This window comes from Kitasatospora sp. NPDC058478 (assembly GCF_042720345.1).
Lineage (GTDB): Bacteria > Actinomycetota > Actinomycetes > Streptomycetales > Streptomycetaceae > Kitasatospora.
Window position 1 is genome coordinate 17,354 of the sequence record NZ_JBHXML010000012.1, and the last position, 24,812, is coordinate 42,165.

Genomic DNA, 24,812 nt, shown 5'->3' on the forward strand with positions numbered 1-24,812 from the left:
CGCTGTGGTTCAGGCCAGCGAGGCGATCGTCTGCTGCGCCAAGGCCGCGATGGCGACCAGGCCCGGAACGCCACCGCAGTGCTGGTACACCGAGTTCATGAGGACGCGTAGTCCGACAGGGTCCTCTCCGGCTCGGTGAAGGCGTTGCTCGACGGCCGAGATCTCTTCGAGGCAAGCTTGCGGCTGTGCCAGCTGTACAGAGTGCTGTTCGACGGCCTCACGCAGCTGCTGCAGGTGCCGCCGTGCTTCTTCGAGTGCCTCATCGGCAGAGGCGGCCACGTGCTGGCTCTGCGTGGTGTTCTGTGCGCCCGGCGCATTCTGGATGTTGCCCGTGATGTTGCCCCCGGCACTGATGCCGCCATGGGCGGGAGACGGGTTCGGGCGGGGCTCGCGGCGGAAAGGCATCATGCCTCCTGGCTCTGGAAGGTGCCGGCGGCACCGGGTGCGTTCTGGATGTTGCCGGTGATGTCGCCGCCGGCCATGACGCCGAAGTTGTAGATGGCCGTGGCCTGCGCTTGGTAGGACCGGGTGTCGATCTGATGGTTTCCGAGGAACGCCTCGACCGTGTCGAAGACCCTGCTCTGCACCATCTGCACGTAACGGCGGGCGTCCTCGTACATGTGCATCTCGTCGATGTACCGAGTCGAGTACGTCTCACGGAGGCTCACAGGGCCACCCTGATCCAGCGAAGGCTTCGGCGGCGCGACACGTGTGGAGATGAGACGGTTCGCTGCACCCAGCAGGTCACCCAGGGCCTGGAGCCACGCGGTCCGCTGCCAGCGCCACGACGCCGGGGAGAGTGGGCTCGCCGACGCCGCGAGTGCGCTGTTGAGCGGTGGCATGAGATGTGGGCGGACGGTGACCCGGAGGAAACCACTCTCGTAGGCGAAGTTGACCAGGATCGAGGCAGCCATCTCACCGCCCCACGAGACGATGCGCGCCCACAGATAGCGGCGAGCGATATACGGTCCAGGCCCGCCGTCAGGGTGCCCGGCGGCGAGAGACTCCATGCTCTGCCAGGTCGGGTCGTCGAGCTGGCCCCACCGGTTGGCCGAGACGGCGGCAACGCCCAGCACCTCGATGTTGGCGAACGGGTGCCCAGGGGCGTGGGACGGAGCGGGGTCGATAAGGCGACCGGCCACGAAGGCGTAGAGCTCCTCCACCGTGAAGTTCCTGAAGGAGGTAGCGGTGTCCTGTGGGCCCGATTCGGCCAGTTTCTCCATCTGTACCGGGATACGGGGTGACGATGCTTCCTCGCTCTGCTCAGGCTCCTCGGGTGGACGTCTCGGAGCCGGCTCCACATCGATGCCGATCGATGCGGTGGACCAGATCAAGCGGCCGGCCCCGATGAAGTGTTCCTTCGGAGCGCTCTTGCCTCGCCACTCCCGGGTGTAGGGCAGAGCCCATGACTGGAATCGCCTCTCCAGGAAGTGTGCCGTTCCGGCAGGCCGGGAGTGGCGGCCGGCCATGAACTCCGATGGCCGCATCCGGTAGAGCAACTGCTGGGCTGCGAGTCGGTCCAGGTAGAAGGCCAGCCACATGCCCGTGACGGCAAGTCCGATGGCCCACTCCGGCGACACCAACCGCAGCAGACCGACGGCGATGCCGGGGACCGCCAGAAGCGCGATCAAGGGCCGTCTCAAGTAGCGGAGGCGCTGCGCGCGAAGACAGTGGCCCAGTACCAGGGACTCGTCGTAACCGAACGACGGTAGTGGGCGACCGCTCGCAATGCGCCGACGGACCCAGCTGACGTACTCCTCGCCGACCAGTACCTTCGGTTCCCCCTGCTCCTCGCCGCCAGCCGAAGAGGCTGCGCCGGAGCCCTTCCCTCGCCCTCCGCTGATCTTCGCCACCAGGCGGGCAGAGAGACCAGCCAGATGGTCGGGTCGCATATAAGCGATCGCCGAGAGCCTGCGGGTCACCTCCGAGAGCCCCGGAGCAAATGTGTGCGTAGATGCCGACCCAACTGGGACGCCTGGCCCATCGCTCAGATGGTCGCTGTCTTCCCCCGACCCTGACCCGTCGAATCGCCTGGCAGAAGCGGTTGTTTCCGCCCAGCCCCCTAACGTCACCCGGTCACCCCCCGAAGCCAGATGATCACAGAAAAACTTGCGGGATGACCGTACCAAGCAGCAACGGGGCGTATCCGCCGAACGAGAAAACAGTGTGTGCTCGCGCTGCAGGGCTCGTCGAGGAAGCCCTCGACGAGCCCTGCAGGCTTGACGTCATGGCATCGCTGCCTCCCAGCCGTAGCGCGAGAAGGCGGGACCGCCATCGCGGTAAGCGGCGAGCGCTTGCGTGGCCGTGGGAAAGGTCGGTTCGGGGAGGTGGCCGGAGGGAACCCAGCGGGCGGTGAGGTGCTTGTCGGGTTCGGTGTTGGTGAGGTCGCCGGTCCACTTGTCGGTGGCGAAGACGAAGAGGACGAACTGGCCGGCCTGGTCCCAGCCCTGTTCGACGTGGATGACGTGGACGAGTTCGAGGTCGGCCGGGTCGACGAGCAGGCCGGTCTCTTCCTTGAGTTCGCGGGCTGCGGCCTCGTCGAGGGGTTCGCCGGGCTCGGCTTTGCCGCCGGGGACGGTCCAGGACGGGTGCGGGGACCAGTTGCGGGCGGCGTAGTGCAGGGCGGCGATCGTGTCGGTGTCCTTGTCGTGGACGATCACGCAGACCGCGTTCCGGCTGTTCATCACGCTGTTGGGCGTCACGGTGTCCACTCCTTGTCGAAATGCCGGAGGGCATCGGTGGTCCAGGTCGGCCTCACGGTGTGCCAGCTGAACCGGTAGTTGTTGGTACCGAGGTAGGGCGCGGTGAGGACGTGGTGGAACTCGCACCACGCGGCGAACTCGCCCCAGGTGCAACCGGGCAGGCCGCGGTGCTGCGGGTGACGGTTGTAGGTGTCCACGGCCTGGCGGATGGTGGCCTCGGGCAGTGGGCCGGTGGTCATGGCAGTGGTGACGACGATCTTGGCGAGGTCGTAGCCGAAGGGCGCGAGGGTGAGGGAGTCGAAGTCGATGACGGCGACCCTGGTGTTGGTGGTGAGGAAGTTGCGCGGGTTGGCGTCCTTGTAGAAGGCGGCGGGCATCGTGGCGGCCCGCTCCAGCCAGCCGTCGATCGCCTCGCGGGTCAGGGCCGAGCCCGGCACGGTGCCGGTCGCCAGGAGCTGGTGGAGGCGTTCGCGACGGCTGTCGGCGAAGCCGGCGAGGGTGACGTCGCCGCTGGTGTGGGGCGTGTCCAGACGGGCGGCGTGCAGGTCTCGGGTGTGGGCGGTGGTGTGCTGGTGGCCGAGGAGGCCGGCCAGGGTTAGCAGGTCGTCGGCGGTGCCGTGGCGGCCTTCGAGGTGCTCGAAGTCGATGGCCGTGGAGCGGACTTGGAGGACCTGGGGGATGCGCACGTTGGGGTTGGTGCGGGCGATCCACCGGTAGTGGGCCAGGGTGCGCTGCTGGAGCTGGGGGTCCGTGTAGGTCTTGGTGAAGGTCCTCATCGGCGGACGGCCACGACGTAGGTGACGGTGGAGGTAGTCTCCAGCGGCCCGTCGCCGACGGTGCCCCGAAGCCGTCGGGCGATCTCGGCCGGTTCGTGCGGGAGTTGGTACTTGGGGTTGGTGGCCGCGTAGGCGGCGATGTGGTCGGCGCCGGTGAAGCGGAAGCGGTGTTCGTGGTGGAGGACCTGCTGCACCTCGAGGCAGGTGGCGACGATGTCGGCCTGGTTGTGGCTGTGGAAGGTCTCGTACAGGCTCGGCCGGCTCGCGGCCTCGGGGTCCAGTCCGCTGGCGGCGATCACCTCGTCCAGGGCGCGGTAGCTGTCGGCGGACTTGGTGACCGTGATCGACAGGCCGCCGGGGGCCAGGCAGCGGGCGATCTCCGCGATTACCGCGGCGGGCCGGGGCGAGTGGTAGAGGCAGAAGGCGGCCGTGGCCACCGCCACCGAGGAGTTGGGCAGGACGATGGCGTGGAAGTCGCCTCGCATGATCTCCACGCCCGTGTGTCCAGCGAGCCTGCTCTCGGCTTCGGCGAGGAGGGCGGCGGACTGGTCGAAGGCGATGAGACGGGGCGGGGCGAGCCGTTCGGCGAGGGCGACGGTGGTGGTGCCGCGTCCGCAGCCGATGTCGAGGACGGTGCCGCGCAGGCCGCTGGCAGCGAGGTCGGCGATGACGGTGGCGGGGTGGGGGCCTGCGGTCTTGGCGCGGGCCAGGGCGCTGGTGCGCTGGGTGATGCGGCCCGCGTCGGCGTACAGGTCGTGGCGGACGCGGGCAGCGTCGAGGAACGGGTTGGCGGTCATGGACAGGTGGAGCCTTCCCGGTACGAAGTGGGTCAGGTCATGTCTGCCGGGGCACGGTGGCGACGAACCGGCGGGCGGCCCGGCGGCTGGTGAGGGTGACGACGCGGGCGTGGCCGACGTGCTCGGCGATCAGCGCGCGGACCTTGGGCCGCATCTGGCGCCGGTAGCCGAGGATGTAGCGGATGAAGCCCCAGTGGATGCGGTCGAACACGCCCTGCTCGGTGTGCTGGCCGCCGCGGTAGCGGCGGCGGCGCTGGAGGATGCCCCACAGGCACACGATCGGGGGGATGTCGAGGAAGACGACGGTGTCGGCCCGCTTGAGTCGGATGGGGAGGGTGGAGGCGAAGTTCCCGTCGATCACCCAGCGCGGTTCGGCGACCAGCTCCTCCTGGATGGCGGCGAACTTCTCCGGCGGCAGGGTGTTCCAGTCGGAGTCGTAGTAGACGCCGTCGAGGTGGGTGACGGGGGCGTTGATCTTCTCGGCGAGCTGGCGTCCGAGGGTGGTCTTGCCGCTGCCGCCGCAGCCGATGATGGCAATCCTGTCCATGTCGCTACAGGCTACCGAGCCGCGCGACGGGCCGGACAGTGGTCGCTTCGGTCCGCGCGGGGCGCGTCCCGGGCCGGCGCCCGGCCCGGGACGCTTCGCGCTGGTCACGCGGCGTCGACGGTGACCAGGGCGGCCTGGTCGAAGTCGTAGCGGACCTCTCGGCCGGGGCCGGCGACCTCGGCGCACGACAGGTAGACGCGCCCGTCGGGCGAGATCTCCAGCTTCTCGACGACGTCGTTGGGCGGCGGGCACCGCTCGGGCAGCAGGATGTCGGTGTTGACCTTCATGTCGCCCAGGTCCATGCCGGTCAGCTGTTCGTGGAGGTACTGGGTCTGTTCCCAGGTGACGGGCGTGATGCCGCTGTCGGCGGCGTTGCCGACCAGGCGGACGCGGTGGAGCATCAGGTCGCGGGCGCCGAGGTCGCGCAGGCGCTCGGCGAGGGAGGGGATGGTGGTGATGTTCTCGCCGGTGAGCGTGCAGGTGGCGCCGATGGGGAGGTTGCGGCCGTGGGCCCAGGCGAGGGTGTCGAAGGCGGCGGTGAAGGAGCCGGGGCGGCGGATGCGGTCGTGGGCCTCGGCGGTGCCTCCGTCCAGGGAGACGCGGAGCATGTCCAGGTGTTCGGCGGCCCGGGTGAGGAAGGCCCGGCGCTTGTAGCCGTTGGTGCAGATCTCGGTGCGGTAGCCGAGGGACTTGGCGGAGGCCAGGACGGTGGGCAGGCCCTCGAACAGGAGGGGTTCGCCACCGAGCAGGCACACCCAGTGGGTGTCGTAGTGGTCGGCGAAGTAGGTGAGGGCGGCGGTGGCCTGGTCGACGGTGACGGTGTCGGGGCGCTTGAGGTCCTCGCCGTGGTAGCAGGTGGTGCAGGAGAAGTTGCAGCGGAACAGCAGCTCCAGGTAGAGCTTCTCGACCCGCTGGATGCCGGGGAGTACGGGTGCGGTGGCCTGGGTCATGCGCGGGCTCCTTCGATCAGCAGGGGCGGGATGGCGGTGCCGGCCAGCGCGGCGGTGAGGGTGCGGAGCTGGCGGGTGAGGCGGAACGGGTCGAGGTGGTCGATGCAGCGGGCGATCAGGTCGACGTGGGCCTGACTGCCCGCGATCCGGGCGAGCTCGGTGACGGTGGCCACAACGCCGGCGGCACCGGTGACGATCAGCTCGCGCGGCACAACCAGTTCCGCGGCACGCAGGGTGTGCGGGGCCAGCGGCAGACAGCCGGCGAGGACGGACTCGAAGAGGCGCTGGGTGAACTGGCCGCTTCGCGCGTACCGCTCGGGCGCGAGGAGCACGGTGGCTACCGCGGATCGGTAGAGCGGGGCGACCTCGTCGAAGGGGATGCGGCCGGTGAAGTTCACCTGCGGCCAGCGGGTGGTGCCGTTCCACTTCCCGGCCACCCGATGCGGCAGTTGGGCGGCAGCCGGGGCGAAGAACTCGTCGAAGGCGGCGTCGCGGTCGTACTGGTTGCCGACGTAGACCAGCGGCAGCAGGCGCCCGTGGGCCGCGAGCGCACCCGGATGCGCCTGGTCGAGGGCGTCGTCGGCGACCGGGAAAAGCAGGCTCACGGCTCCGGGCGACGGGTGGAGGGCCGGCTCGCACACCTGGACGTGCCCGACGGCCCGCAGCGGGTCGTCGACGGGCAGCTTGAGGTCCTTGTCCCACAGGACCGTGCGGACGGCGTGCCGGTGGGTGTAGTGGTCGAGGATTTCCTGCTGCCGGTGCAGGTCGCAGGTGTGCCCGTCGGTGCCGCACGCCGTGGTGTTGCGGCCGGGGATGGACCAGCGCCATTCCAGGAACAGGGCGTCGATCTCAGGCAGGCCGTCGTCCCACCGGTAGGTGCCGGTGAGGTCGGTGCCGGCCTCGACCAGGTCCCGGTTGGCCTGGAGGAGGACGATCTCGTGGCCGGCGGCGATGAGGCCGTCCACCAGGGTGCGGCGGTGGCTGCGTCCGCCGTCGGGGGTGTCGGTGACGCCGGAGCCGAGGAAGCCCCAGCAGCTGTAGCCGATCCTCATGCCTTGGTCACCCACCAGTCCTCGATGAGGAGCGCGTCCAGGCCGGATTCGGCGAGGCAGTCCAGCGCCATCTCCGGGGTACCGCAGATCGGCTTGCCCTTGATGTTCAGGGAGGTGTTGATCAGCACGGGCACGCCGGTGAGTTCGGCGAAGGCGGTCAGGATGTCGGCGAGGAGCGGGTTGTCCCTGGGGGTGAGGGTCTGTACCCGCGCGGTGCCGTTGGTGTGGACGATCGCCGGGATCGTCTGGCGGGCCAGGTCGGTGACCGGGGAGGCCATCGACATGAACGGCGCTTCCTGGCCGAGGGTGAAGTAGTCGGCGGCCTTGTCGGCCAGGACGACCGGGGCGAACGGGCGGAACGGTTCGCGGAACTTCACGGTGGAGTTGAGCCGGTCGGCGACGCCGGGCCGTAGCGGGGAGGCGAGGATCGAGCGGTGCCCGAGCGCCCGGGGACCGGCCTCCACGCCGCCCTGGAACAGTCCGATGATCGCGCCCTCGGCCAGCTCGCGGGCTGCGAAGGCGGCCACGTCGTCGAGGCGGCGTGCGGTCATTCCGGGCCGAGGCTCGGCGGGCAGCTCCAGGCCGGGGAAGGACGGGCCGAGGTAGCAGGCGCGGGCCAGCCCGGCGGGGAGGTCGCCGTGCCGGTCGAGGTGGACGGCGGCTGCGGCGCCGATCGCGGTGCCTGAGTCCCCGGGGGCGGGCGGGACGGCGACCTCGTCGAACAGCCCGCTGGCGATGATCTTGCCGATGCTGACGCAGTTCATCGCGACCCCGCCGCCCACGCACAGCAGCCGGGCGCCGGTGCGCTCGCGGGCGATTCGCGCGAGGTGCAGCATCACCTGCTCGGTGCGTTCCTGGAGGGCGGCGGCGAGGTCGGCGTGGACCTGGGCGATCTCCTCGTCCGGTCGGCGCGGTGGGCAGGTGAGGGCGGTGAAGGCGGCGGTGAGCCGGGGGTAGCGGCGGTCCATGACCCGCAGGGCGATGAGCCGGTGGTCGAGCACAAAGCCGTTGGTGGTGAGCCGGACGGCCTTGGCGAACAGGGCCCGAAAGCGCTTCGGGTCGCCGAGGGCGGCCAGGGCCATGACGGTGCCCTCCTCGTCCCCGCGCCGCCACCCGAGGTGCTCGGTAACGGCGCCGTACACGTATCCGAGGGAGGCGGGGTCGTCGAGGGCGTGGACGATCCGGTACGCGCAGCCGCGCGCGCTCTGCCGTGCGTGGCCGATGGTGGTGGCCTGGACCTCGCCGAGACTGTCGACCACCAGGACGGCGGCCTCCTCGTAGCCGGACGCGGCGAAGGCGTAGAGGCCGTGGGCGCGGTGGTGCAGGACAGGCCGCACGGTGGCGTTCGGGAAGTTGCCGGCCAGCCAGGTCAGACGCTGGCGGGTGTTGGCGGCGACCTGGGCGAACGACCGGGCCCTCGGCAGGGCGCGTGCCGCGGTACTGGGCCGTACGGCGTGGGCGAGCGCGGCGGGGATGGCCCGCAGGTAGTTCTGCGGCGTGAAGTTGTAGGCGACGGCGCCGATGTCGGCGCGGGTCAGGCCCGCCTCGTCGAGGAGCCAGTCGATGGCCTTGGCCGGGTAGCTCTTGTCGTGCTTGACGGCGCTGAGCCGCTCCTCCTCGACGAACCCGGTGAGTTGGCCATCAATGAGCAGGGCGGCGGCCGAGTCGTGGGTGTAGGAGCACAGGCCCAGCACGGTGTTTCGGCGGGTGGTCATCGTCGGTCACCTCTTCGCCGGGATCGCCGGGGTGGGCATCGCGGCGAGCGGCACCTGGTGCTCACGCTGGTCGTACCAGGTGGCGAGGGCCTCGGGCAGCGGCCCCGGCACCTCGGCGGCGGTGGCGCGGGCCTCGTCGCGGTGCCCGGCCTTCCATAGCCGGTAGCTGGCCAGGACGGCGGCGAAGCCGTCCCAGACCGGGTGGCCGACCGCTTCGCCCATCGTGACCTGCTTCATCACCAGGTCGAAGTCCTCCCACGGGATGCCGAGCGGCTGCCACGCGGGCGAGGCGGGCGCGTCCGGGGCCAGGTGCCAGGCGGTGTCCTGGTGCTGGGCGTACAGGTGCAGGGAGTCGATGTGGTGGTGGTAGTCGCCGACCTCGGCACCGAGCCAGCCGGCCATCAGCTCGTGCAGGACGGTCGTGGTGATCAGGTCGTACGGAAGGCCGAGCCACACGTCCTGGCTCCGCATGCTGGTGTGCATCTCCAGGCGGCCCTCGCGCAGGTAGAAGCGGTAGCCGAGGGTGCAGGGGACGTCCTTGTGGCCGGCGGTGTCGCGGCCCGGGTCGAAGATCTGGACGACGGCGCGGCGGCTCTCGCTGTCGCGGGTCAACTGCCGCCGGACGTAGTCGAGCTGGTCCAGCCGCCCGTGCCAGCGCCGCAGGCGCGGGCCGTAGGCACCCTGGAGGGCTCCGTGGTCGGTGAGCGCGGCCAGGCGGCTGTTGAAGTCGTGGATCCAGTCGTCGCTGGAGCCGGAGAGGATCCAGACGGTCTCGGCGGCGGCGAAGGCGGGGTTGAGCACGCGGTGCGGGCTGAGGTGGACCATCCGGGCCGTCGGGTCGCTCAGCTTGAGGTAGGCGCCCATGAGTTCGGCGGTGGCCATGCCGCGCGGCGCGACGTTGCGACCCTGGGTGAGGATGGCTTTGCTGGCGCGGGTGAACAGCACGTTCGCGCTGTCCGCGGTGGTGACGAACACGATTCCTCCGGTGGGACGGTGGGGCGAGGTGGTTCAGGCGCGGACGGGCTGCGGGGAGTCGGCGGTCAGGTGGGTGAGCTGGCGGAAGATGCCCCGCCGGAGGTCCGTGCCGGGGGTCCAGCCCAGGAGGTCGGCCGCCCGGGAGTGGTCGGCGAGGGTGGTTTCCACGTCGCCGGCCTGGGCGGGCCGCTGGTTGATCGGGACCGGGTGCCCGCTCAGTTCCTCGACGGCGTCCAGCACCTCCAGCACGCTGGTGCTGACACCGGCTCCGATGTTGAGGACGGTCGTGCCGATCGCGGTGGTCGCGGCGGCGACGGCCGCGGAGACCACGTCGCCGACGTAGGTGAAGTCGCGGCTCTGACGGCCGTCCCCGTAGAGGTCCAGCGCCGGACCTCCGAGCGCTGCCGCCAGCGCGCGGCCGATCAGCATGTCGCCGCGCTGACGGGGCCCGTAGACGGTGAACAGCCGAAGCGCCACTGCGGTGACCGTGGACGTGGGCTTGCCCGCGTGGGCCAGGCACAGCTGTTCACCGGCGAGCTTGCTGACCGCGTACGGGGACTCGGGGCTCGGCGTGCGCTCTTCGCCGGTGGCGCCACCTCCGGTGGTCCCGTAGACGCTGGACGAGGAGGCATACACCAGCCGGGGAACGCGGACGTCCTCACAGGCGGCCAGCACGCGTTCGGTGGCGAAGACGTTGCTGGCGGTGTACTCGGCGAACCGCTCGCCCCAGGAGCCGCGCACACCCGGCAGGGCGGCGAGGTGGAAGACCGCGTCGGCCTGCAAGAAGAGGGCCTGGAGCGGGGAGGTCCTCAAGTCGGCGGCGACGAAGGTGAAGCCGGGGTGGTCGAGGGCTCCGGTGAGGTTGGCCGCCGCGTCCGCGTCGGTGCGCGGGTCGCGGCGGTCCACGCCGATGACGGTTGTCCCGTCGGCGAGGAGGGCGTCGACCAGGTGCGAGCCGATGAATCCGGCCGCACCGGTGACGACCACCCTGGTCAGGGTGGTGCGGGGGTGCGTCAGGGTGTGCTGCATGAAGGTCCCCCGGTGGGAGATGAGTTGAGACGGGATGACGGACCGAACACGGGAGCAGGGCGCTCTCAAGCAACCGGCTCCCGATCCGGGAGAGTGCGTGCCGGCGGTGCCGCGAACTGCTGCTCGGCACCGAGCTGGTGCTGGGCGACGGTCCCGAGCAGCGCGAGCGTGACGATGTGGCCGAGCCCCCACAGCACGGTGAATGCGACACCCAGCGGGTCGCGGTGCGCGCCGCGGTGGCGACCTCGCTGCGGGTTCGCGGTTGCGTCCATGGCTGGGTCCCCTCCGTTCTCTTCGGACGACGGCTGGTCCAGCGTCGCGGTGTGGCGGAGTGTTGCGGAACGTTTCCAGGGGGTTTCTCTCCGAGAGCGCCCGCGCTGCGGCGGGTAGCACTACGCTCACCAACAGGGCCCACAGAGCCGGGGGTTGAGATGAGCGAAGGCATGCTGGCGGTCCACCCGCTCACCTACCTGCTGCAGTTACGCGGATGGGGAAAGAACCAGTTCGCGGGCATGATGCGCGACCGCGGTGCCGCGTTGAAGATCCACCTGGCGACCAACCGGACGCTGGTCTGGAAGTGGGAGCAAGGCCAGGAGCCCGAGCCGGACGCCCAGTACGTCCTGGCCGACCTCCTGGGCGTCAACCCCCGTGCCCTGGTTGCCAATCCGTGGCCGCGATGGCTTCCGGTCTGGGAAGTGACCGGCATCACGGCGCCGTGGACGAAGACCGGTACCGTGGACGTACTGGTGGAACTGGTCAGGAGTGGTCATATGGATCGGCGGGGCTTTCTCACCATCACCGGGGCCGCCATGGCCACCGTCGCCGCGAGCTGGGCCTCAGCCTCGCCAGCCCTCGCTTCCGCCCTCAGCGGCGACCAGGTGACCGACTCCATGGTCGACACCCTCGAAGCCCGCGTCGCCACCCTCCAGACCCTGGACGCCCAGATGGGCGGCGCCCGCCTCATCGAACAGGCCCGCGGCGACCTCGCGATCATCACCGCCCTGCTCAAGCAGGGCCGCCACACCGAAGCCGTCGAGGCCCGCCTCTACGGCCTGGCCGCCCAGGTCAACTACATCGCCGGCTGGATGGCCTACGACAGCGGCCTGCGCTCAGCCGGCCAGCAGTACTACCTCGGCGCCCTCCGCGCCGCCAAGACCGTCGGCGACGACGCCCTCGGCGCCTTCCTGCTCGCCGAGATGGGCGTCCACCTCTCCGACGCCGGCAACCCCGCCGAGCGCGTCGCCCAGGTCGAGACCGCCCTCGCCAACACCCCCTCGACCATGCAGCCCGGCGTCCGCAGCTACCTCGAGCTCCACCACGCCGAGAGCCTCTCCCGCGACGGCCAGCACCAGAAGGCCGGCTCCGCCCTCAACCGCGCCCACGACCTCTGGACCAGGAACGGCGGCGACCAACTCCCCAGCTGGCTCTCCTGGTACGGCGACGCCCAGCTCAGCTCCACCGAGGGCAAGATCATGCTCCGCGCCGGCCAGGTCGAGCGCGCCACCAGCGCCCTCGCCTCCTCCATCGACCACGCCGTCCCCCGCGACCAGGCCGTCCGCTCCGGCCGCCTCGCCACCGCCCGCCTCGCCGGCAAGGACCTCGACGGCGCCCTCGACGCCGCCAACCGCGGCCTCGGCCTCCTCGAAACCAAGGTCCACTCCGTGCGCGCCGTCAACCGCCTCACCAAGTTCGACGGCTACCTCAAGCCGTACGCTGCTGAGCCCGCCGTCGCCGAGTTCCGCGAGCGCCTGCGCGCGCTGCCGGCTATGGCGGCCTGATCAGAACTGCTGATTTCTACCATTTCGACCTGCCGGCTCCCGGCATGGCACGACGGATTCTGTGATCACTAGTTGTTCAGCTGGTTCCTGTGTTGGAGCCAGCTGCTTCGGTGCAGCCAAAACGGAGGATGCCCGGCCGCTTTCGATGCAATTGGGAAACCTGGTGCGACCGACTTGACATCCATCCCCAGGATGCGATCAAGTATTCCCGCCTGGCCCTTGCGAAGCGGCCAGCTCCGGGTATCCCGAACCGACCCTGTGATGCCGACGGACAACCCACTTCGCTGATGTCAGGGCCGTCGTACGAGCTAATGAACCATTCGCACGCGCCTTCTATGCCAGGTCGGGGCAACAGGGAAGGACTGTCGCGCGATGTCGATCCACCAGCAAGTAGCCAGTGCCCGAGAGCAGCTCACCGGAGAGTCGTTGCGTGGGGCAAGGCTCCGCGTCGAAGCCTTGGCGGACTGGTCTGTGCTGATCCCCGCACCGACAGAAACCCAGTCATTGCTTGAGTCGTTGCTTCTGCAGCGCATCGGCTCGCCAACGACCCCCAGCCGGTTCCCGCTGGGCATCGCCGAAGTTGTGCCACAGCGCGCTCGGCTTGACGTTTGGTTCGAAAGCCCTGAGTTTGTGAGCCCAGTTCTTGAGCTACTGCCCTACCGGGACACTCGCAAGTCGGTACGCGGCATCAAAGACCTGTGGGCCAAAGCTGTTGGGACCAGTGTCGAGATCGCCTTCGCACGCAATCCGGACTGCGGAGTGCTCGTGCTCAAGTCTCTGGAGAAGACTGACCTTGGCTCGGTCCTGTCTGACTACCAGTCACAATTGGAGAGTCGTCGACGTACGCCCTTGTGGAGCATTGACCCAAGTGCTCTACCACCTCTGCCTTTTCGGAACTATCGCCGAGGCCGCCCTCGTCGGGCAACGGAGATTGATCACCACAATTCAGCAGGGCAACTTGCCAGTGCTGTCTTGCGCCGCATTCGCTTGTGGGATCGTCTGGCGGGCCACATCAGCCTGAACGTCAGCACGCAATTGGCCGACCACGGCCTTGACTGGCAGATCACCCGCGGGCTGACATCAGGCAGTGCGGTACACGATGAGCGGCTCGTCTCCGTGTTGCAAGACCCCATCGCAGGCCCAGGTCTTGTTGTTGACCTAGCCAACCACGATTGCAGCGAGGGCGTTTGTGTTCTGCGGTTCGTTGCACCTTCTCGCTTTCCGAGCGGTTGGGCCAGCGTGCTCACTGTCCGCACCGTGATCGCGGACGCTCCAGCGGTGCGAAGGTCGACGAAGCCTCGCTCCTTCGAGGTACTGGGCGAGGTCCCATTTCCCAGTCGACCGGGCCGGGGCGGGGGTTCCGCAGTGGTGCCGGATGTCGTCACGCGTGGCGGGCCCGCAGCTGATGCCGACAGAAGCCAACGAGTCTCTCTCGGTCGTTGCATTCAGCTGCTGGCTCCCCGGTTCTCCAAGAGCCCGTGGGAGCTGCGTCGAGCCGCCACCCAGATCGGTGCTGCGTGGGCTCTGCAAGGTGACCGAGTCCTCGTCCTGACAACATCGCAAAGTGATCGACCGTCGCGGATCCCTCGGCGATATGGAGAGCCGGAGTGGCCAACTGCGCAGCGTCCAATGTCACCGGCCGACGCTACCTCCTGGCGAAGGCTTCGCATCGTGCCCGGGGAAGGGGACCTCTACGACTACACCTCCTATGGATATCGCAGTGAGATGCAACCTGTACTCACACGCGCACGGCAGGAATTCGATTGGATCGTCTTTAGCGACGGCTTTGACGATCACGGTATGGGGCCCTACGTAGATGAGCATGCCGATGACTACCTCGTGCTCGTTGGCAGTGGGGGCTACGAGACCACTGTGACGATCACTGAGAGCCGCGACGGAGATGCCGTGAAGCGGGAGATCCCGCTCAGCGCTGCGGAGGCAGCGATGGCTTGGCGCGAACGCAACCTGACCTGCATCCCGTTCGATCGGGTTCCAATCAGTGGCTTGATCCTTCAGCAGCCGATGCAGGACATTGAAGTCTTTGATGACTTTGTCTACCAGGTCGACGCCGAGCTTGCGCGGTGGGGTACCCCGGTACTCGCTAGGCTCCCCTATGACGGTCCCATGGATCGGTCAGGTACGGTCCTGGATGCTGTCAGCGAACAGTATCAGCGCACGTTCCTTGAGCAGTGCGCCTTGATCAAGTCGGCCCTCTCCTCAACTCGGTCATACGGTCCTCCTATCCATTCAAAGCCTGGTCAGCGGCGTAACCGAGATGTCAGGAGCACTGTCGAACAGGCGGTATCGGCGCGCTTCCCGCAGCACCTCCTGAAGAAGGCCAGGTAGGCCCGGTGTCGTTGTTCCTGGAGCGTAGCAAGTCCGCAATTGCGACCTCTATCGTCGCTTTGGCTCCTTCCCAGATGCCGGCATGGGTGACCGCACTCGCGATTCTGGCGGTGCTGGCCTACTGCGTGGTTAAGACTGTCTTCCCACAGGACTCGCCGGACCGATTGGAGTGGTGGAAGGAGCGCCGGAAGACGCATCTGACGCGGCGGCGACCGAGGTGGCGGACGTCGTGCTCATATAGGGAGTCGACGAGGCCAGCTCGCGAGGCGTTCGCGGGCGTTCAGGTCCTTGAGCCCGCAACGGACGTGGATGTGGGCGTCTCGGTCGAAGTCGTGTCTGTCCTAGACCGCGAACAGATCAGAGTTGACAGAACAATTAGGCGGCACCTGTCCGGTGGGGACTACTAGTTCTGCGGGCAGTTCGAGAGGAAGGCATCTTCTCTGCTGGCAGGGCTCAGCGGCCACTGGGACGGCAGATTATGTGAGGGGGCCGGGAAGACCGGCCCCCTCGGCACCTTTAGAGGAAGTGCCGCGCTGTCCAGAGAAGAGCCTCGATGAGTACTCGGGCCACGAGGGACCTGAGGACCTTCTGGCCTAGATCTGTGCAATACGCGCGCTTTTTGTCCGAAGATGCCACAGAGGCCCCCTCAGTCACGGCGTAGAGCCGCTCCGCCGACCGGACGGACTCAAGTCGAGTCCGCTTTGCGGTGTGCCTTGAAACCCGCCGGTCGCCAGTTGGCAGCGCAGGCAACAAGCTACACCTTCGAGACCTTGGTCAGCGAGCGCATCAAGCGTGCTGCGTGGATGGGACGACAGATGTGTGGAAACGGGCTCGTGGCGACGACTGGTCATACTGGCGCCGGCTATTTGCCAGACTGGACACATGTATGTGAAGGGTGGAGAGACCAGGGCTTCCTGGTGCACGGAACTGGCACATGCGCTGAGGGACCGCAAGTACGAGGCCAATGAGCGTGACCTGGGATGGGTCGAGGCGCTGGACCAACTGCGCGAGTGGCTTGGTGACTCGCGGCCCTACACGACACAGCACCGGCGTTCCTGGGAATCAGCGATCGCGGACTTTGCGTACGCGACCAGCCGTCTCCCAGGCCGCGCACGTAGTGTGCTGGGCGTGTCCCTGGCGGACCTGTCCCTGGCCCTGGGGCAGTTGCCTGAGGCGCGGGGGGAGGTTCGAGCACGAGCAGTAGTGCTGGCGGGCAGTCTGGACACTGCCTTGGCCAGTACGCAGCTCCTGGGGGCGGTCTGGAACGACCTGGTGGAAATGGTGCAGGGGCCGGCAGGGGCCGACGACGTGACCGGACTCGTCCGTATGCTGAGAACGCTCCTGCATCGTTCGGACCGTGATGCCGACCGGCTCTTTCAGGTCGTGACTGGAATCCTGTACGACCAGGCCACAGCAATAAGGAGCGCACAAGTGCTTCTCGGAGAACAGGACGGTCTCGCTAGGAGCCCGAAGGGCCTGCCGAGCTTCTACACACAACCTGCTGGTTTGCCGCATTCAGAGCGCGCCGGCCTGTGTAGACGCGTACTGGAGATCCCGCCACGTGATGCCCACCACATTGTGTGGCACGCATTCGACAATGCTCGGATCGGCCAGATGGTCCAGGAGTTTGGCCCGGTTACGCTCTACCATCGCGACTGGCTGCACGGGACCATCGTGGAGAACGGCCCGCACAAGCACACCCTTCCGGTGGAGATCAGCTCGCCTGACGCGGACTTCCCCGCCGATCTGCTGCCCGAAGGAAGAGACGTCGTGATAGCCCGGGTGGACCTCGGGGTCCGGGCGCGGTCCGCCGCCCCGGTTGATTCCCAACTCCAGGCCAGATCGCTGGTTGCTGCCGCTTCGTTCCCCGAAGCACAGCATGGCTGGCAGATGTTCAACGGATACATCCACTTCGGGGACGGGTACCGCACCGACGAGTTCTTCAGCAAGCCAGAAGAGGACCGCACGGAGCAGGCGCCGTTCGGCCACCTCGACGTGACCGCCCGACGGCTCTCCGAACTCGCCCCGCGTGTTATCCCGTTCTTGCCAGAAACGAGCTCAGATCTAGCGGCCGTGATTGACGCGATCGGCTGGTGGAAAAGCACTGGGACCCAGCCCGCCCACCCTGCTGTGATCCTCGACGTCAGAATCCTGGAGATCCTCTCCGCCGCGACATCGGGAGGGCCCTGGTACGAATTCCTTGACTGCTACTACAAGAACGCGTGGATCCATACGCAGATCGCCGGGCGCCTCGTGCAGTTGGCATGGCGCGCACTGGACCACCGAAACCATCTCGACCCTCAAACCGCAGCACAGATCGAACGGCGTCGCAGGACCCTTGTCCTTCATGAGGCGTCGCCTGGCTTTCGTGTCGACCTCGCCCAGGTCATTGCCAGTCTCCCTTTCCTGACTGCCGTCTACCCAGAGAACATGCCGAATCGTAGGCGAGCAACCGACTTGGTCCACCGCCTCGCGGACAGCGATTCTCGGGCCGAGTGGTACAGCGCGCTGGAAGGCACATGGTCACGTGCGGTGTGCCGGCTGCGGTCGGTACGAAATTCCATTGCGCACGGCGGCCCCTCGACAATCGCAGCGGTCGCCACGGTCGCCCCGTTTGCCCACGGCCTCGCGGGTGACGCGCTGCTGGACAGTCTGACCGGACTGATAGAGGGACACAGCCAGGAACAAGGGCAGGAGGGCAGGCGCAATCGGGAAGACCGCTGGGTGCGTCAGTGGCTGTCGGGAGCATCGGCGGCGGAGGCTTTCTCCAATACCCCTTCGTAGCTCACAGGGTTCGGCTGGAGCCGCTCTGGCTGTCTTTGTCGCCAGCTACCTCTGATCGTTGATTGGTGTCTCATGGCGGCGTGACGGCGGCCAGCTCAGTGACGCTGGTGCCGCACTACTGGGCTGCCGCCAGGCTGCCCAGGTGCAGGCCAGCGGTCCTGGCAGCGCGCAAGGCGTCCCTGGCGCGCGCCGCGCCGCTGCGGGTGACCTGCTCGCTCCCGCCGACGCCGACCGTTCGCGCACCGAGGCCCGCGCATGCCCGACAGATGCCCGGCTGGGGCACCGGGTCGTGGCACTTGGAGCACTCGGCGTACCGGGTCGCTGCGGGTCGTACAGCGGGTTGGACGGGCGGTATCTTGCGCTCCAGGCGGTAGCGGAGCACCGCGACGGCCGAGTGCATCGGGGCGGGCAGGCCCGGCAGCAGGGCCTGGGCAAGGTCGGCCTGGGTCGCGCCGTGCTCCAGCCACTGCGCGACGAGGGGCGCGAGTTCCTCGGCTTCGGCCTGGCCGAGCCGCAGGCGCGGCTCGGGCCGGATCACTCGGAACAGCGTGGCAACCGCCTCGCGGACCTGCTCGTCCGGCACCGCCACGGGCTGCTCGGCGGTCTCCTCCTCGGGGTCTTCCGACCGCCCTCCCGTCCTCGTCAGCGGTTGGTCGGCGAGGACCGGCTCGGCGGGATGGGAGGGTTCTTTCACCAGGTCCTTTACAAGGACGCCAGCGCCACCGGTGGTCGCTTCACCGGAGGCCGGACGGGTGACACCCGGCAGCACCGTGAGCTGCGGGGTGTCGTAGACATGGGTCTCGGTGATGATCGTGCCGTCCGGCATGCGGATCTTCTCGACCCGATAGAAGCCGGCCTCGGCCAGCTCCTTCAGGGCCTTGCGGATCGCGCCCCGGCCCTGCGGGCTGGTGTCGGCCATGTGCCGACCGTCCTCGCGCCAGCCGTCGGGCCGGGAGAGGAGGTCCGCGAGCAGGCCGCGGGCGGTGTAGGAGAGCCGTCGGTACTGCAGGACAGCGTTGGGGAGCACGGTGAAGTTGCGCACGTGGGCGCTACGATGGACGCGCATCGGGAGGTACCACTCCTGGTGCCGGACCCCGGAGCGTTGGCGCGCTGCCGGGGTCGCCTATTTGTGGTTAGGCCACGGAACGTAGCACACGCACCGTTCGAAGATCGACACGATCGGCGAGCGATCGCGATCACACATCCGCCGGGCGCAACCGACCTCTCGGTGACCGCTGAGTGTCAGCTACTGCCATCGCGATAGGTCGTGAGCGGCTGCGGTCCAGCCGGGCAGCCGAACCAGCCGCAGTGAACATCCAGCGCCAGAGCAAGCTGCCCTCGGCACCACCTGCGACCTGACCCACTGAAGCGCTTGTGCAAGTTCTATGACATCAACTAAAGTGCGCTTGGCTGTGATGTGCTTCGATGGAAAGTGCTGACCTCAAGGAGCTCTGACGCATGGACGTGCCGCTCTCTCCCTGGATGACCGAGCTGTTCGGTGAGCAGGCGCTCGCCGTCCGTACCGGGCTGGGCCAGGCCCTCCGGAACATGCAGGCCAATGCGCAGGCCGTCCAGGAGCAGGCGGACGTCCGGACGAAGCACCCGTTCGGGACTTCGCGGTGGGCCGGCCAGTTCGAGCGGGTCTACGAGGAGCTCAGGGAGCTTCCCGGGGCCAAGCCGGTGAAGCCGTACCGCTTCCCATTCGAGCTGATGCTGGTCGGACGAGGCCTGATCTACCCGTTCCTCTACGCGAGGACCCGGTCCGACATCCTGACCGCGCGCGTACCCAGCAACTCCGGGATGGTCCGGGAGCTGTTCGCCTTCGCCCCGGCTCCGGCGGCTCCGACAACTGTCCAGGGCGCCTTCGACTTCGAGTTCGCCGCACCGCCCGAGGAACCGGCAGTCGAACTGCACGGCGGTCTCACCGCTGTGCCTCCGGACACCTGTCTTGTCCTGGTGCCCTTTGCCTGCAACTCCTCGGACCTTCTGGAGGCGCAGTGGGGCATCGCCGCTCCCAGCGCCAACGGGCTGTTGGACTGGGTAGGCGGACCGGAGGCACTGCCGCTTCCGGAGACCGTCACCTTCCATGGGAAGCGCCTGTCGTCCATCCCGGCTCAGGTCGGACCCGCAATTCTGGAGCACACCAGCTTCGACCAGGGTGAGACGCCTACTCTTGCCATGTCGTCCCGTTCGAACGTGGATCGAACGCTCAACGTGACGCCACTGACCGAAGCGGAACCAGCGAACCCTCAGATCAACGAAAACGATGCGACGAACTAGGCAAGACCTCATCCCGGGACTGGAAGAACGTGGGATCACCCCTCGTGCCGTCATCGACGGTTTCGATCCAGCCCGGCTCACCCAGGCCCGCCGACTGGCGGAGATGACCAAGAAGGATGTCGCTGAGCGGCTCGGTGTCACGCCGGCCGCCGTCGGCCAGTACGAGACGGGAGTTGCCAAGCCCAGACCGGAGCTGGTTCCCGGCCTGGCGGACATCCTCAGCGTGCCGCTGTCGTTCTTCTTGGCCGGTCGGCCGAGCAGCCGCCTCGATGCCTCGATGGCTCATTTCCGGAGCCTTCGCAGCACTCCGAAGGCCCAGCGCGAACGGGCGCTGGCCTTCGCCGAGCAGGTCTGGGAACTGACCTACGCCCTGGAGCTGCGGGTACAGCTGCCAGCCGTGGACCTGCCCGGCTTTGCCGGAGGGGAGGTGCATCCCGGCGAAGAGCTACCGACAGAGCCTGCGGCGGCGGCGCGAGAGCTGCGTTGCCGTTGGGGTCTGGGGGACGGTCCGGTCACCCACCTCGTGAGGCGGATGGAGTCCCACGGCATCATCGTGGTCATGCCGCCGGCGGGCGACACATCGGCCACAACTGTCGACGCATTCTCCTCCCGGACTGCCCGGCCCCTCGCGGTCCTGACGTCCAATCGTGCTGATGACGTCTACCGGCACCGCTTCACCGCCGCACACGAGTTGGGTCATCTGGTGCTTCACGGCGACGCCACCGGGGACAGCCGGCAGGAGAAGGAAGCTGACGCCTTCGCGGCCGAGTTCCTCACCCCGCAGTCCAGCATCCTGCCGCTCCTCCCTCGCCGCATGGACCTCGCGCGCCTGGCCGAACTGCGGCGCACCTGGGGCGTCTCCATACACTCGTTGATCTACCGCTGCCGTGAACTCGGGCTGACCTCGGATGCGACGACCAGCCGCGCCTACCAGCGCTTGCGCGCGCTCGAAGGGCAGCCGGGATTCGCGTCCGAGTCGGTCAACGGCTTCTCCGGCGAACAGCCCGCCCTCCTGCGCCAGGCCTTCGAACTCGCGGCCGAGGAGGACGGCCTCACGGTCGAGAAGCTCGCCCGTGAACTCGCTTGGAAGTCGGAACGCGTCTGTGAGCTGCTGGGAGTGCGGAATGAGCGCCCGGTGCTTCGCCTGATCAGCAGTCATTCTTGACGCCAAGGCCTGGCCATGGCTGGCTGATAGGGAGACCGGCTCGATGCCGGTCTCCCTATCGGCTCTTCGCTGGCGAAGAGCCTTTGCGCTCGGGTTCTTCGGTCAGCTGAGGTAGGTGTGCCGGAAGAGCCCGTCGAAGCCGAGGCCTCGGTACATCTCGTCGAAGGACGCCCACACCTGCTCGTCTTTCGCGGCGCCTCGCGCGGCGGTGACGTCGGCGGTCTCCAGCTCGTGTTCCCGCCACTTGTATTCCGTTGCAGGTTCCTGCTCGTTGCCGAGCTGCCTTGGTGACTTTGGCCCGCGTACGTCTTGGCCGTCAGCTTGTAGGACGAAGGTTGGGGGTGGCGGGCGGCCATCGCAGCTTGCGATAGGCGTTCGTTGGTCTGGTCGATTCCTGCGGGCATACCTCACGTCTGGTCATCGATACGCTGAGCCCGTGAGTCAGCACCCTGCCCAAGCCGACCGACGTCGTCCCGGCCTCTGGTACGTCCTTACGCCGATCCTGAGCGTAGGCCTGCTCGCCTGCGCACCGTTCTGGCACGCCTCCACGCGGTTGTCCCGCGCTCATCAGCGCGATGCAGCGAAGGCTCGCCGCCTGGCCATCGTGTTCACCGCCGTCCTCGCCGGCGGCCTACTCATCCCTCCTGCCGCAGGCTTCACCGCGCTCGCCGGGATGATCATCGCCCTGATCCTCGCCTCGCCGTACCGATCCCTGATCTATGGCAACACCGCTCAGCAGCCGATACCGGCCGCTTCGGAGCCCGCTGGCGCTCTCGCCGTGGCCCAACAGGCCCGAGCCCTGCGGGCCGAGGCGCGCCGTATCGTTCAGGACGATCCTGCCATGGCCCGTGAGCTGGGTATCGGCCGACCGGGCCGAGGCAACGGGTACGACGACGGCGGGCTGCTCGATCTGAACAGCGCCAATGCCCAGACGATCGCTCAGGTACTCGATGCCAGCCCAGATATGGCCGAACGCATCGTCACCGCCCGCCGGGAGATTGGCGGCGCGTTCCGCTTGCTGGATGAGGTCATCACGTTCGCGAGCCTCACCGAGGGCGAAGAGCTGGTCGTCCGTGAACGCGGAGTCCTACTGCCGTGTTGAACAGCACGTCGGGAGCCTCAGGGAGGAGGCGCTGGAATTCGGCGCGGTCCTGGTCGGTCATGGTGGCGACGAGGCCAGTTCCGGTGGCGGCGTGGTCGGGGAGCGCGATCCAGTACCGGTAGGCGAGGACGCGGAGGGCGTCGAGCGGGTCGACGAGGTCTCGCTTCAGCAGGAGCTTGTACACGTCGAAGAGGGCTTCGAGCTCTTCCTCTCCGGCGGCGTCGGCGATGGCCTGCTCGGGCTCGCTGAACGGGCGCCCGTCTTGGTGGGACCAGGTGTTGGTGTCGTCGCGGTAGACGAAGTCCGCGTCGAACAGCAGCTTCATGATGTTGCGGTTGACGAGGTTGGGAGTGGTCAAGGCTCTCCTTGGGGAGTTGCATGTGGATGCGCGGCTGTCGGCGGCTTGGTGGCCGTCGCTCGGTGGTGGTCTGGCGAATCGCTTCTGTGCGTTCCGGGGCCGTTAGCCTCGGGGTTCAGCGCTTGCGGCGTTGGGGGTTGAGTCCGGGCTGGTGTGCCAGGGCCGGCTGATCCGTGCCGAGTGCGGGTGTGACGGGCCTGGTGGTGCGGAGGCGGGCGGCGTCGGCGGCGCGGTTGGGTTTGGGGTTACGGCTGGTGTGCTGGATGCGGCCGAGGAGGACCTTGGCGGGCTGGCGAGCCGTGGCGAGTTCGCGGCGGGCGGCTGCCTCGGTGAGGAGTTGGCGGGGTTGGTGGCCGCTGGCTTCGGCGTCGGCGAGGACGGTGGCGAGGGCGGGCCAGGTGGGGTCGGCGAGGATCCGTGCGGCGTGGCTGGGGATGGCGGCGCGGAGGTCGTGAGCGAGGTCGTTGATCGTCTCCTGGGCGGGCTGGCGGTGGGCGAGGGCGGCGAGGTGTTCGGCGGCGGCCTGGTCGTAGGCGCCCTGCAGGTGCTGGACGGCGAGCTGGGCGGCCTGGGCCTGCTGGTGGTGGCCACGGGCCTGGTGCCAGCGGCCGGCGAGGACCGCCGCCCAGACGAGGGCGGCGATCAGGACGGTGAGGGCGTTGCCGCCGGGTCCGTCGCCGGCGTGGAGGATGTCGCGGGCGGCCCGACGCAGGTCGGCGGCGGCTCGGTGGTCGGCGCGTACCCGGGAGTGTTGGGCGCGGGCGAACGTGCGGGTGGCGGCTTGTAGTTCGGCGCGCAGCTCGTCGGGTGCTCGCTGGGCGGTGGCGTTGATGATGTCGCCGAGGGCGGTGATCTGGGCCTGCGCGAGCGCGCTGTCCCCGGTGTCTCCGTCGGCTTCGGTGAGGTGGAGGGTGTCGAGGGCGTCAGTGGTGCGCTGCCAGCTGGTGCTGTGGCGGTAGCGGAGGGCGGTGGGGTGCTCCTCCGGGGCGCTGGTGGCGAGGAGTGCTTGGAGCTTGGGCAGGGAGAGATCAGGGGCGATCTTGCTGCCGGAAAGGTAGTTGGGTATGCCGTCGGTCTTGAGGTCGCCGGGCCGGGCTACGGAGTACCCCTTCAGGTCGCCGGAGGCTGATCAAGCACCGCGAGAGCGTCAAGACGGTGCAGAAGCAGCTCGGCCGCGCCAAGCCGTCGATCACGCTCAACACCTACACGCACCTGTGGCCGGACGAGGAGGACACAACGAGGACGGCGATCGAGGCTGTCTTCAGTAGCGCACCCTCGATGTGCCTCCCCAGGCCAAGGCGTTGAGTGTCGGGTGGCGCTCTCACGGTAGGCATGTCGGCCGCGAAGCGGGTGGCCGCCGTTTGGACGTGCACCATCTACCACAGAGCCGTCGTGCAACGTGGGGTCATTTCTCGAACGTAAGTCCTTGGGGCCAACTGGCTTGATCTCAGGGCGCGTTGTCAGTTGCGTCCTCTACCGTGCGAGATGGAGTGTTCAACTCGACGAGGAGGACTGCCATGGCCGAGCAACTGCGTCGGAACTACAGCAACGCCACCGTGGCCGCGTTGATGACCCTGGCCCGAGGTGGATGTTACGCGCCGCGCTGCGGGGCTCCGACCGTACGCGTCATCGACGGGGAGCCGATGCTGAATCTCGACATCGCGCACATCCGAGCCCTCAAGCCGGAGGGGAAGCGGTTCGACGCGATGTGGACCCTGGAGCAGAGGAACAGCTTCGCCAACTTGTTGCTGCTGTGCAACGTGCACCATAAGCGGGTCGACGGGGCAGGCGGAGAGAACTACACCGTGGAGATCCTGGAGGAGTGGAAGCGCGTTCGTGAGGCGGACGGACGAGACGCCCTGGCGGGACTGAGCGGTCTGACCGAGGCGCGGCTGGTGGAGATGATCTACGAAGCGCAGGAAGCGTACGTCGAGCGGATCGGCCCCCTTTTGGGGAGCATCGCAAAGGAGATGCCAGAACTGGCGTCCCTGATGAAGGTCCTCAGGTCGGACCTGGAGGTGCTGCGCGGCAGCCGGTTGGGGGTCTCCGAGGACACGGCTTGGATGCTTCACGAGGCCAGCAACGGGCTCCAGCACCTTCAGGACAACGCCCCCTGGCTGCATGAGGCCAGCCGTGACCTGCGCCACCTTCAGGACAATGCCCCACTGCTCGCGAACGCCGCCAGCGCCCTCTCGCGGTTGGCTGATCTGCCGTCGTCGCTGAGCTCGGCTGCCGGTGACATCCGGAGCGCGGCTGCGGCGTTGGCGGACGCAAAGTACTGACGGGTTCCGGGCGCGACGCGGAATCGACTGAGGTGTCGATGACCGACTTGGTGCCCGCACCGCCGGTCAGAAGTCAGCCCTACTCGGCAAGGGCACAACGAGGGTCGTCGGTGGCGGTTGTCCCCGCCGAAGTGCCCTCGTTGTGCCCTGTGGCCACCTGGAGCCTGCGTTTCC

General features: G+C 68.2%; 23 protein-coding genes. 9 read left to right on the plus strand and 14 right to left on the minus strand.

What is annotated here, in order from left to right; all coding sequences use genetic code 11:
• Positions 1 to 9: 9 nt before the first annotated feature.
• The 12 genes from ACFWPT_RS09135 to ACFWPT_RS09190 all read right to left on the minus strand — a co-directional run bounded on the left by ACFWPT_RS09135 (position 10) and on the right by ACFWPT_RS09190 (position 10,815).
• Positions 10 to 405: a hypothetical protein gene (locus ACFWPT_RS09135; RefSeq protein ID WP_380480716.1), complete on the minus strand. Its 396-nt coding sequence runs from the start codon at positions 403 to 405 to the stop codon at positions 10 to 12.
• Positions 405 to 1,853, minus strand: a complete 1,449-nt coding sequence (locus tag ACFWPT_RS09140) for a hypothetical protein (protein WP_380379424.1) — start codon at positions 1,851 to 1,853, stop codon at positions 405 to 407. The genes ACFWPT_RS09135 and ACFWPT_RS09140 overlap by 1 nt, the downstream gene beginning before the upstream one ends.
• Before the next feature lie 372 nt (positions 1,854 to 2,225).
• Complete coding sequence (locus ACFWPT_RS09145; protein ID WP_380379427.1) at positions 2,226 to 2,702, minus strand: NUDIX domain-containing protein; 477 nt, start codon at positions 2,700 to 2,702, stop codon at positions 2,226 to 2,228.
• On the minus strand, positions 2,699 to 3,478 hold the full coding sequence (locus tag ACFWPT_RS09150; protein WP_380480718.1) for a phosphotransferase: 780 nt from the start codon (positions 3,476 to 3,478) through the stop codon (positions 2,699 to 2,701). The genes ACFWPT_RS09145 and ACFWPT_RS09150 overlap by 4 nt, the downstream gene beginning before the upstream one ends.
• A complete protein-coding gene (locus ACFWPT_RS09155; protein WP_380369702.1) occupies positions 3,475 to 4,275 on the minus strand; it encodes a class I SAM-dependent methyltransferase in 801 nt (266 codons plus the stop codon). The genes ACFWPT_RS09150 and ACFWPT_RS09155 overlap by 4 nt, the downstream gene beginning before the upstream one ends.
• A gap of 37 nt (positions 4,276 to 4,312) precedes the next feature.
• Entirely contained in the window at positions 4,313 to 4,822 is a 510-nt protein-coding gene (locus tag ACFWPT_RS09160) for a topology modulation protein (RefSeq protein WP_380480720.1), read from the minus strand.
• Between the two features lie 104 nt (positions 4,823 to 4,926).
• Complete coding sequence (locus tag ACFWPT_RS09165) at positions 4,927 to 5,772, minus strand: radical SAM protein (protein ID WP_380369697.1); 846 nt, start codon at positions 5,770 to 5,772, stop codon at positions 4,927 to 4,929.
• A complete protein-coding gene (locus tag ACFWPT_RS09170; protein WP_380480722.1) occupies positions 5,769 to 6,824 on the minus strand; it encodes a hypothetical protein in 1,056 nt (351 codons plus the stop codon). The genes ACFWPT_RS09165 and ACFWPT_RS09170 overlap by 4 nt, the downstream gene beginning before the upstream one ends.
• Positions 6,821 to 8,539 (minus strand): carbamoyltransferase, encoded by a 1,719-nt coding sequence (locus ACFWPT_RS09175; RefSeq protein WP_380369693.1) that lies wholly within the window; start codon positions 8,537 to 8,539, stop codon positions 6,821 to 6,823. Before ACFWPT_RS09175 ends, ACFWPT_RS09170 begins: the two co-directional genes overlap by 4 nt.
• Positions 8,540 to 8,545: 6 nt before the next feature.
• Complete coding sequence (locus tag ACFWPT_RS09180; protein ID WP_380369690.1) at positions 8,546 to 9,514, minus strand: thymidylate synthase; 969 nt, start codon at positions 9,512 to 9,514, stop codon at positions 8,546 to 8,548.
• Between the two features lie 33 nt (positions 9,515 to 9,547).
• Positions 9,548 to 10,543 (minus strand): NAD-dependent epimerase/dehydratase family protein, encoded by a 996-nt coding sequence (locus ACFWPT_RS09185; protein WP_380480724.1) that lies wholly within the window; start codon positions 10,541 to 10,543, stop codon positions 9,548 to 9,550.
• Between the two features lie 65 nt (positions 10,544 to 10,608).
• Positions 10,609 to 10,815: a hypothetical protein gene (locus ACFWPT_RS09190; RefSeq protein WP_380480726.1), complete on the minus strand. Its 207-nt coding sequence runs from the start codon at positions 10,813 to 10,815 to the stop codon at positions 10,609 to 10,611.
• 159 nt (positions 10,816 to 10,974) lie between these two features.
• On the opposite strand from ACFWPT_RS09190, the gene ACFWPT_RS09195 reads away from it, so the two are divergent.
• The 4 genes from ACFWPT_RS09195 (at position 10,975) to ACFWPT_RS09210 (ending at position 17,451) form a co-directional block, all read left to right on the plus strand.
• Positions 10,975 to 12,321, plus strand: coding sequence for a transcriptional regulator (locus ACFWPT_RS09195; protein WP_380480728.1), 1,347 nt, complete (start codon positions 10,975 to 10,977; stop codon positions 12,319 to 12,321).
• A 372-nt stretch (positions 12,322 to 12,693) separates the two neighbouring features.
• Positions 12,694 to 14,667 carry a hypothetical protein gene (locus ACFWPT_RS09200; protein WP_380369680.1) on the plus strand — a complete coding sequence of 658 codons (1,974 nt, stop codon included), beginning with the start codon at positions 12,694 to 12,696 and terminating at the stop codon, positions 14,665 to 14,667.
• 5 nt (positions 14,668 to 14,672) lie between these two features.
• On the plus strand, positions 14,673 to 15,074 hold the full coding sequence (locus ACFWPT_RS09205) for a hypothetical protein (protein WP_380369677.1): 402 nt from the start codon (positions 14,673 to 14,675) through the stop codon (positions 15,072 to 15,074).
• Positions 15,075 to 15,549: 475 nt separating this feature from the next.
• Entirely contained in the window at positions 15,550 to 17,451 is a 1,902-nt protein-coding gene (locus ACFWPT_RS09210; RefSeq protein WP_380369674.1) for a hypothetical protein, read from the plus strand.
• 115 nt (positions 17,452 to 17,566) lie between these two features.
• Here the strand turns inward: ACFWPT_RS09210 and ACFWPT_RS09215 are convergent, their stop codons facing one another.
• A complete protein-coding gene (locus tag ACFWPT_RS09215) occupies positions 17,567 to 18,517 on the minus strand; it encodes a hypothetical protein (RefSeq protein WP_380369671.1) in 951 nt (316 codons plus the stop codon).
• 392 nt (positions 18,518 to 18,909) lie between these two features.
• Here ACFWPT_RS09215 and ACFWPT_RS09220 point away from each other — a divergent pair, with 392 nt between their 5' ends.
• The 3 genes from ACFWPT_RS09220 to ACFWPT_RS09230 all read left to right on the plus strand — a co-directional run bounded on the left by ACFWPT_RS09220 (position 18,910) and on the right by ACFWPT_RS09230 (position 21,998).
• The gene (locus ACFWPT_RS09220) at positions 18,910 to 19,731 is read left to right on the plus strand and encodes a hypothetical protein (RefSeq protein WP_380369668.1); all 822 of its coding nucleotides are present in this window, start codon (positions 18,910 to 18,912) and stop codon (positions 19,729 to 19,731) included.
• Positions 19,718 to 20,896 carry a helix-turn-helix domain-containing protein gene (locus tag ACFWPT_RS09225; protein ID WP_380369665.1) on the plus strand — a complete coding sequence of 393 codons (1,179 nt, stop codon included), beginning with the start codon at positions 19,718 to 19,720 and terminating at the stop codon, positions 20,894 to 20,896. The genes ACFWPT_RS09220 and ACFWPT_RS09225 overlap by 14 nt, the downstream gene beginning before the upstream one ends.
• A gap of 436 nt (positions 20,897 to 21,332) precedes the next feature.
• On the plus strand, positions 21,333 to 21,998 hold the full coding sequence (locus ACFWPT_RS09230) for a hypothetical protein (RefSeq protein ID WP_380480730.1): 666 nt from the start codon (positions 21,333 to 21,335) through the stop codon (positions 21,996 to 21,998).
• Here ACFWPT_RS09230 and ACFWPT_RS09235 read toward each other — a convergent pair.
• Complete coding sequence (locus tag ACFWPT_RS09235) at positions 21,943 to 22,356, minus strand: hypothetical protein (protein WP_380369660.1); 414 nt, start codon at positions 22,354 to 22,356, stop codon at positions 21,943 to 21,945. The two genes, ACFWPT_RS09230 and ACFWPT_RS09235, sit on opposite strands and share 56 nt — an antisense overlap.
• 256 nt (positions 22,357 to 22,612) lie before the next feature.
• On the opposite strand from ACFWPT_RS09235, the gene ACFWPT_RS09240 reads away from it, so the two are divergent.
• Together ACFWPT_RS09240 and ACFWPT_RS09245 are read left to right on the plus strand one after the other, a co-directional pair.
• A complete protein-coding gene (locus tag ACFWPT_RS09240) occupies positions 22,613 to 23,143 on the plus strand; it encodes a hypothetical protein (protein ID WP_380369658.1) in 531 nt (176 codons plus the stop codon).
• 730 nt (positions 23,144 to 23,873) lie between these two features.
• Positions 23,874 to 24,638 carry a hypothetical protein gene (locus ACFWPT_RS09245; protein ID WP_380480732.1) on the plus strand — a complete coding sequence of 255 codons (765 nt, stop codon included), beginning with the start codon at positions 23,874 to 23,876 and terminating at the stop codon, positions 24,636 to 24,638.
• Positions 24,639 to 24,812: the final 174 nt, after the last annotated feature.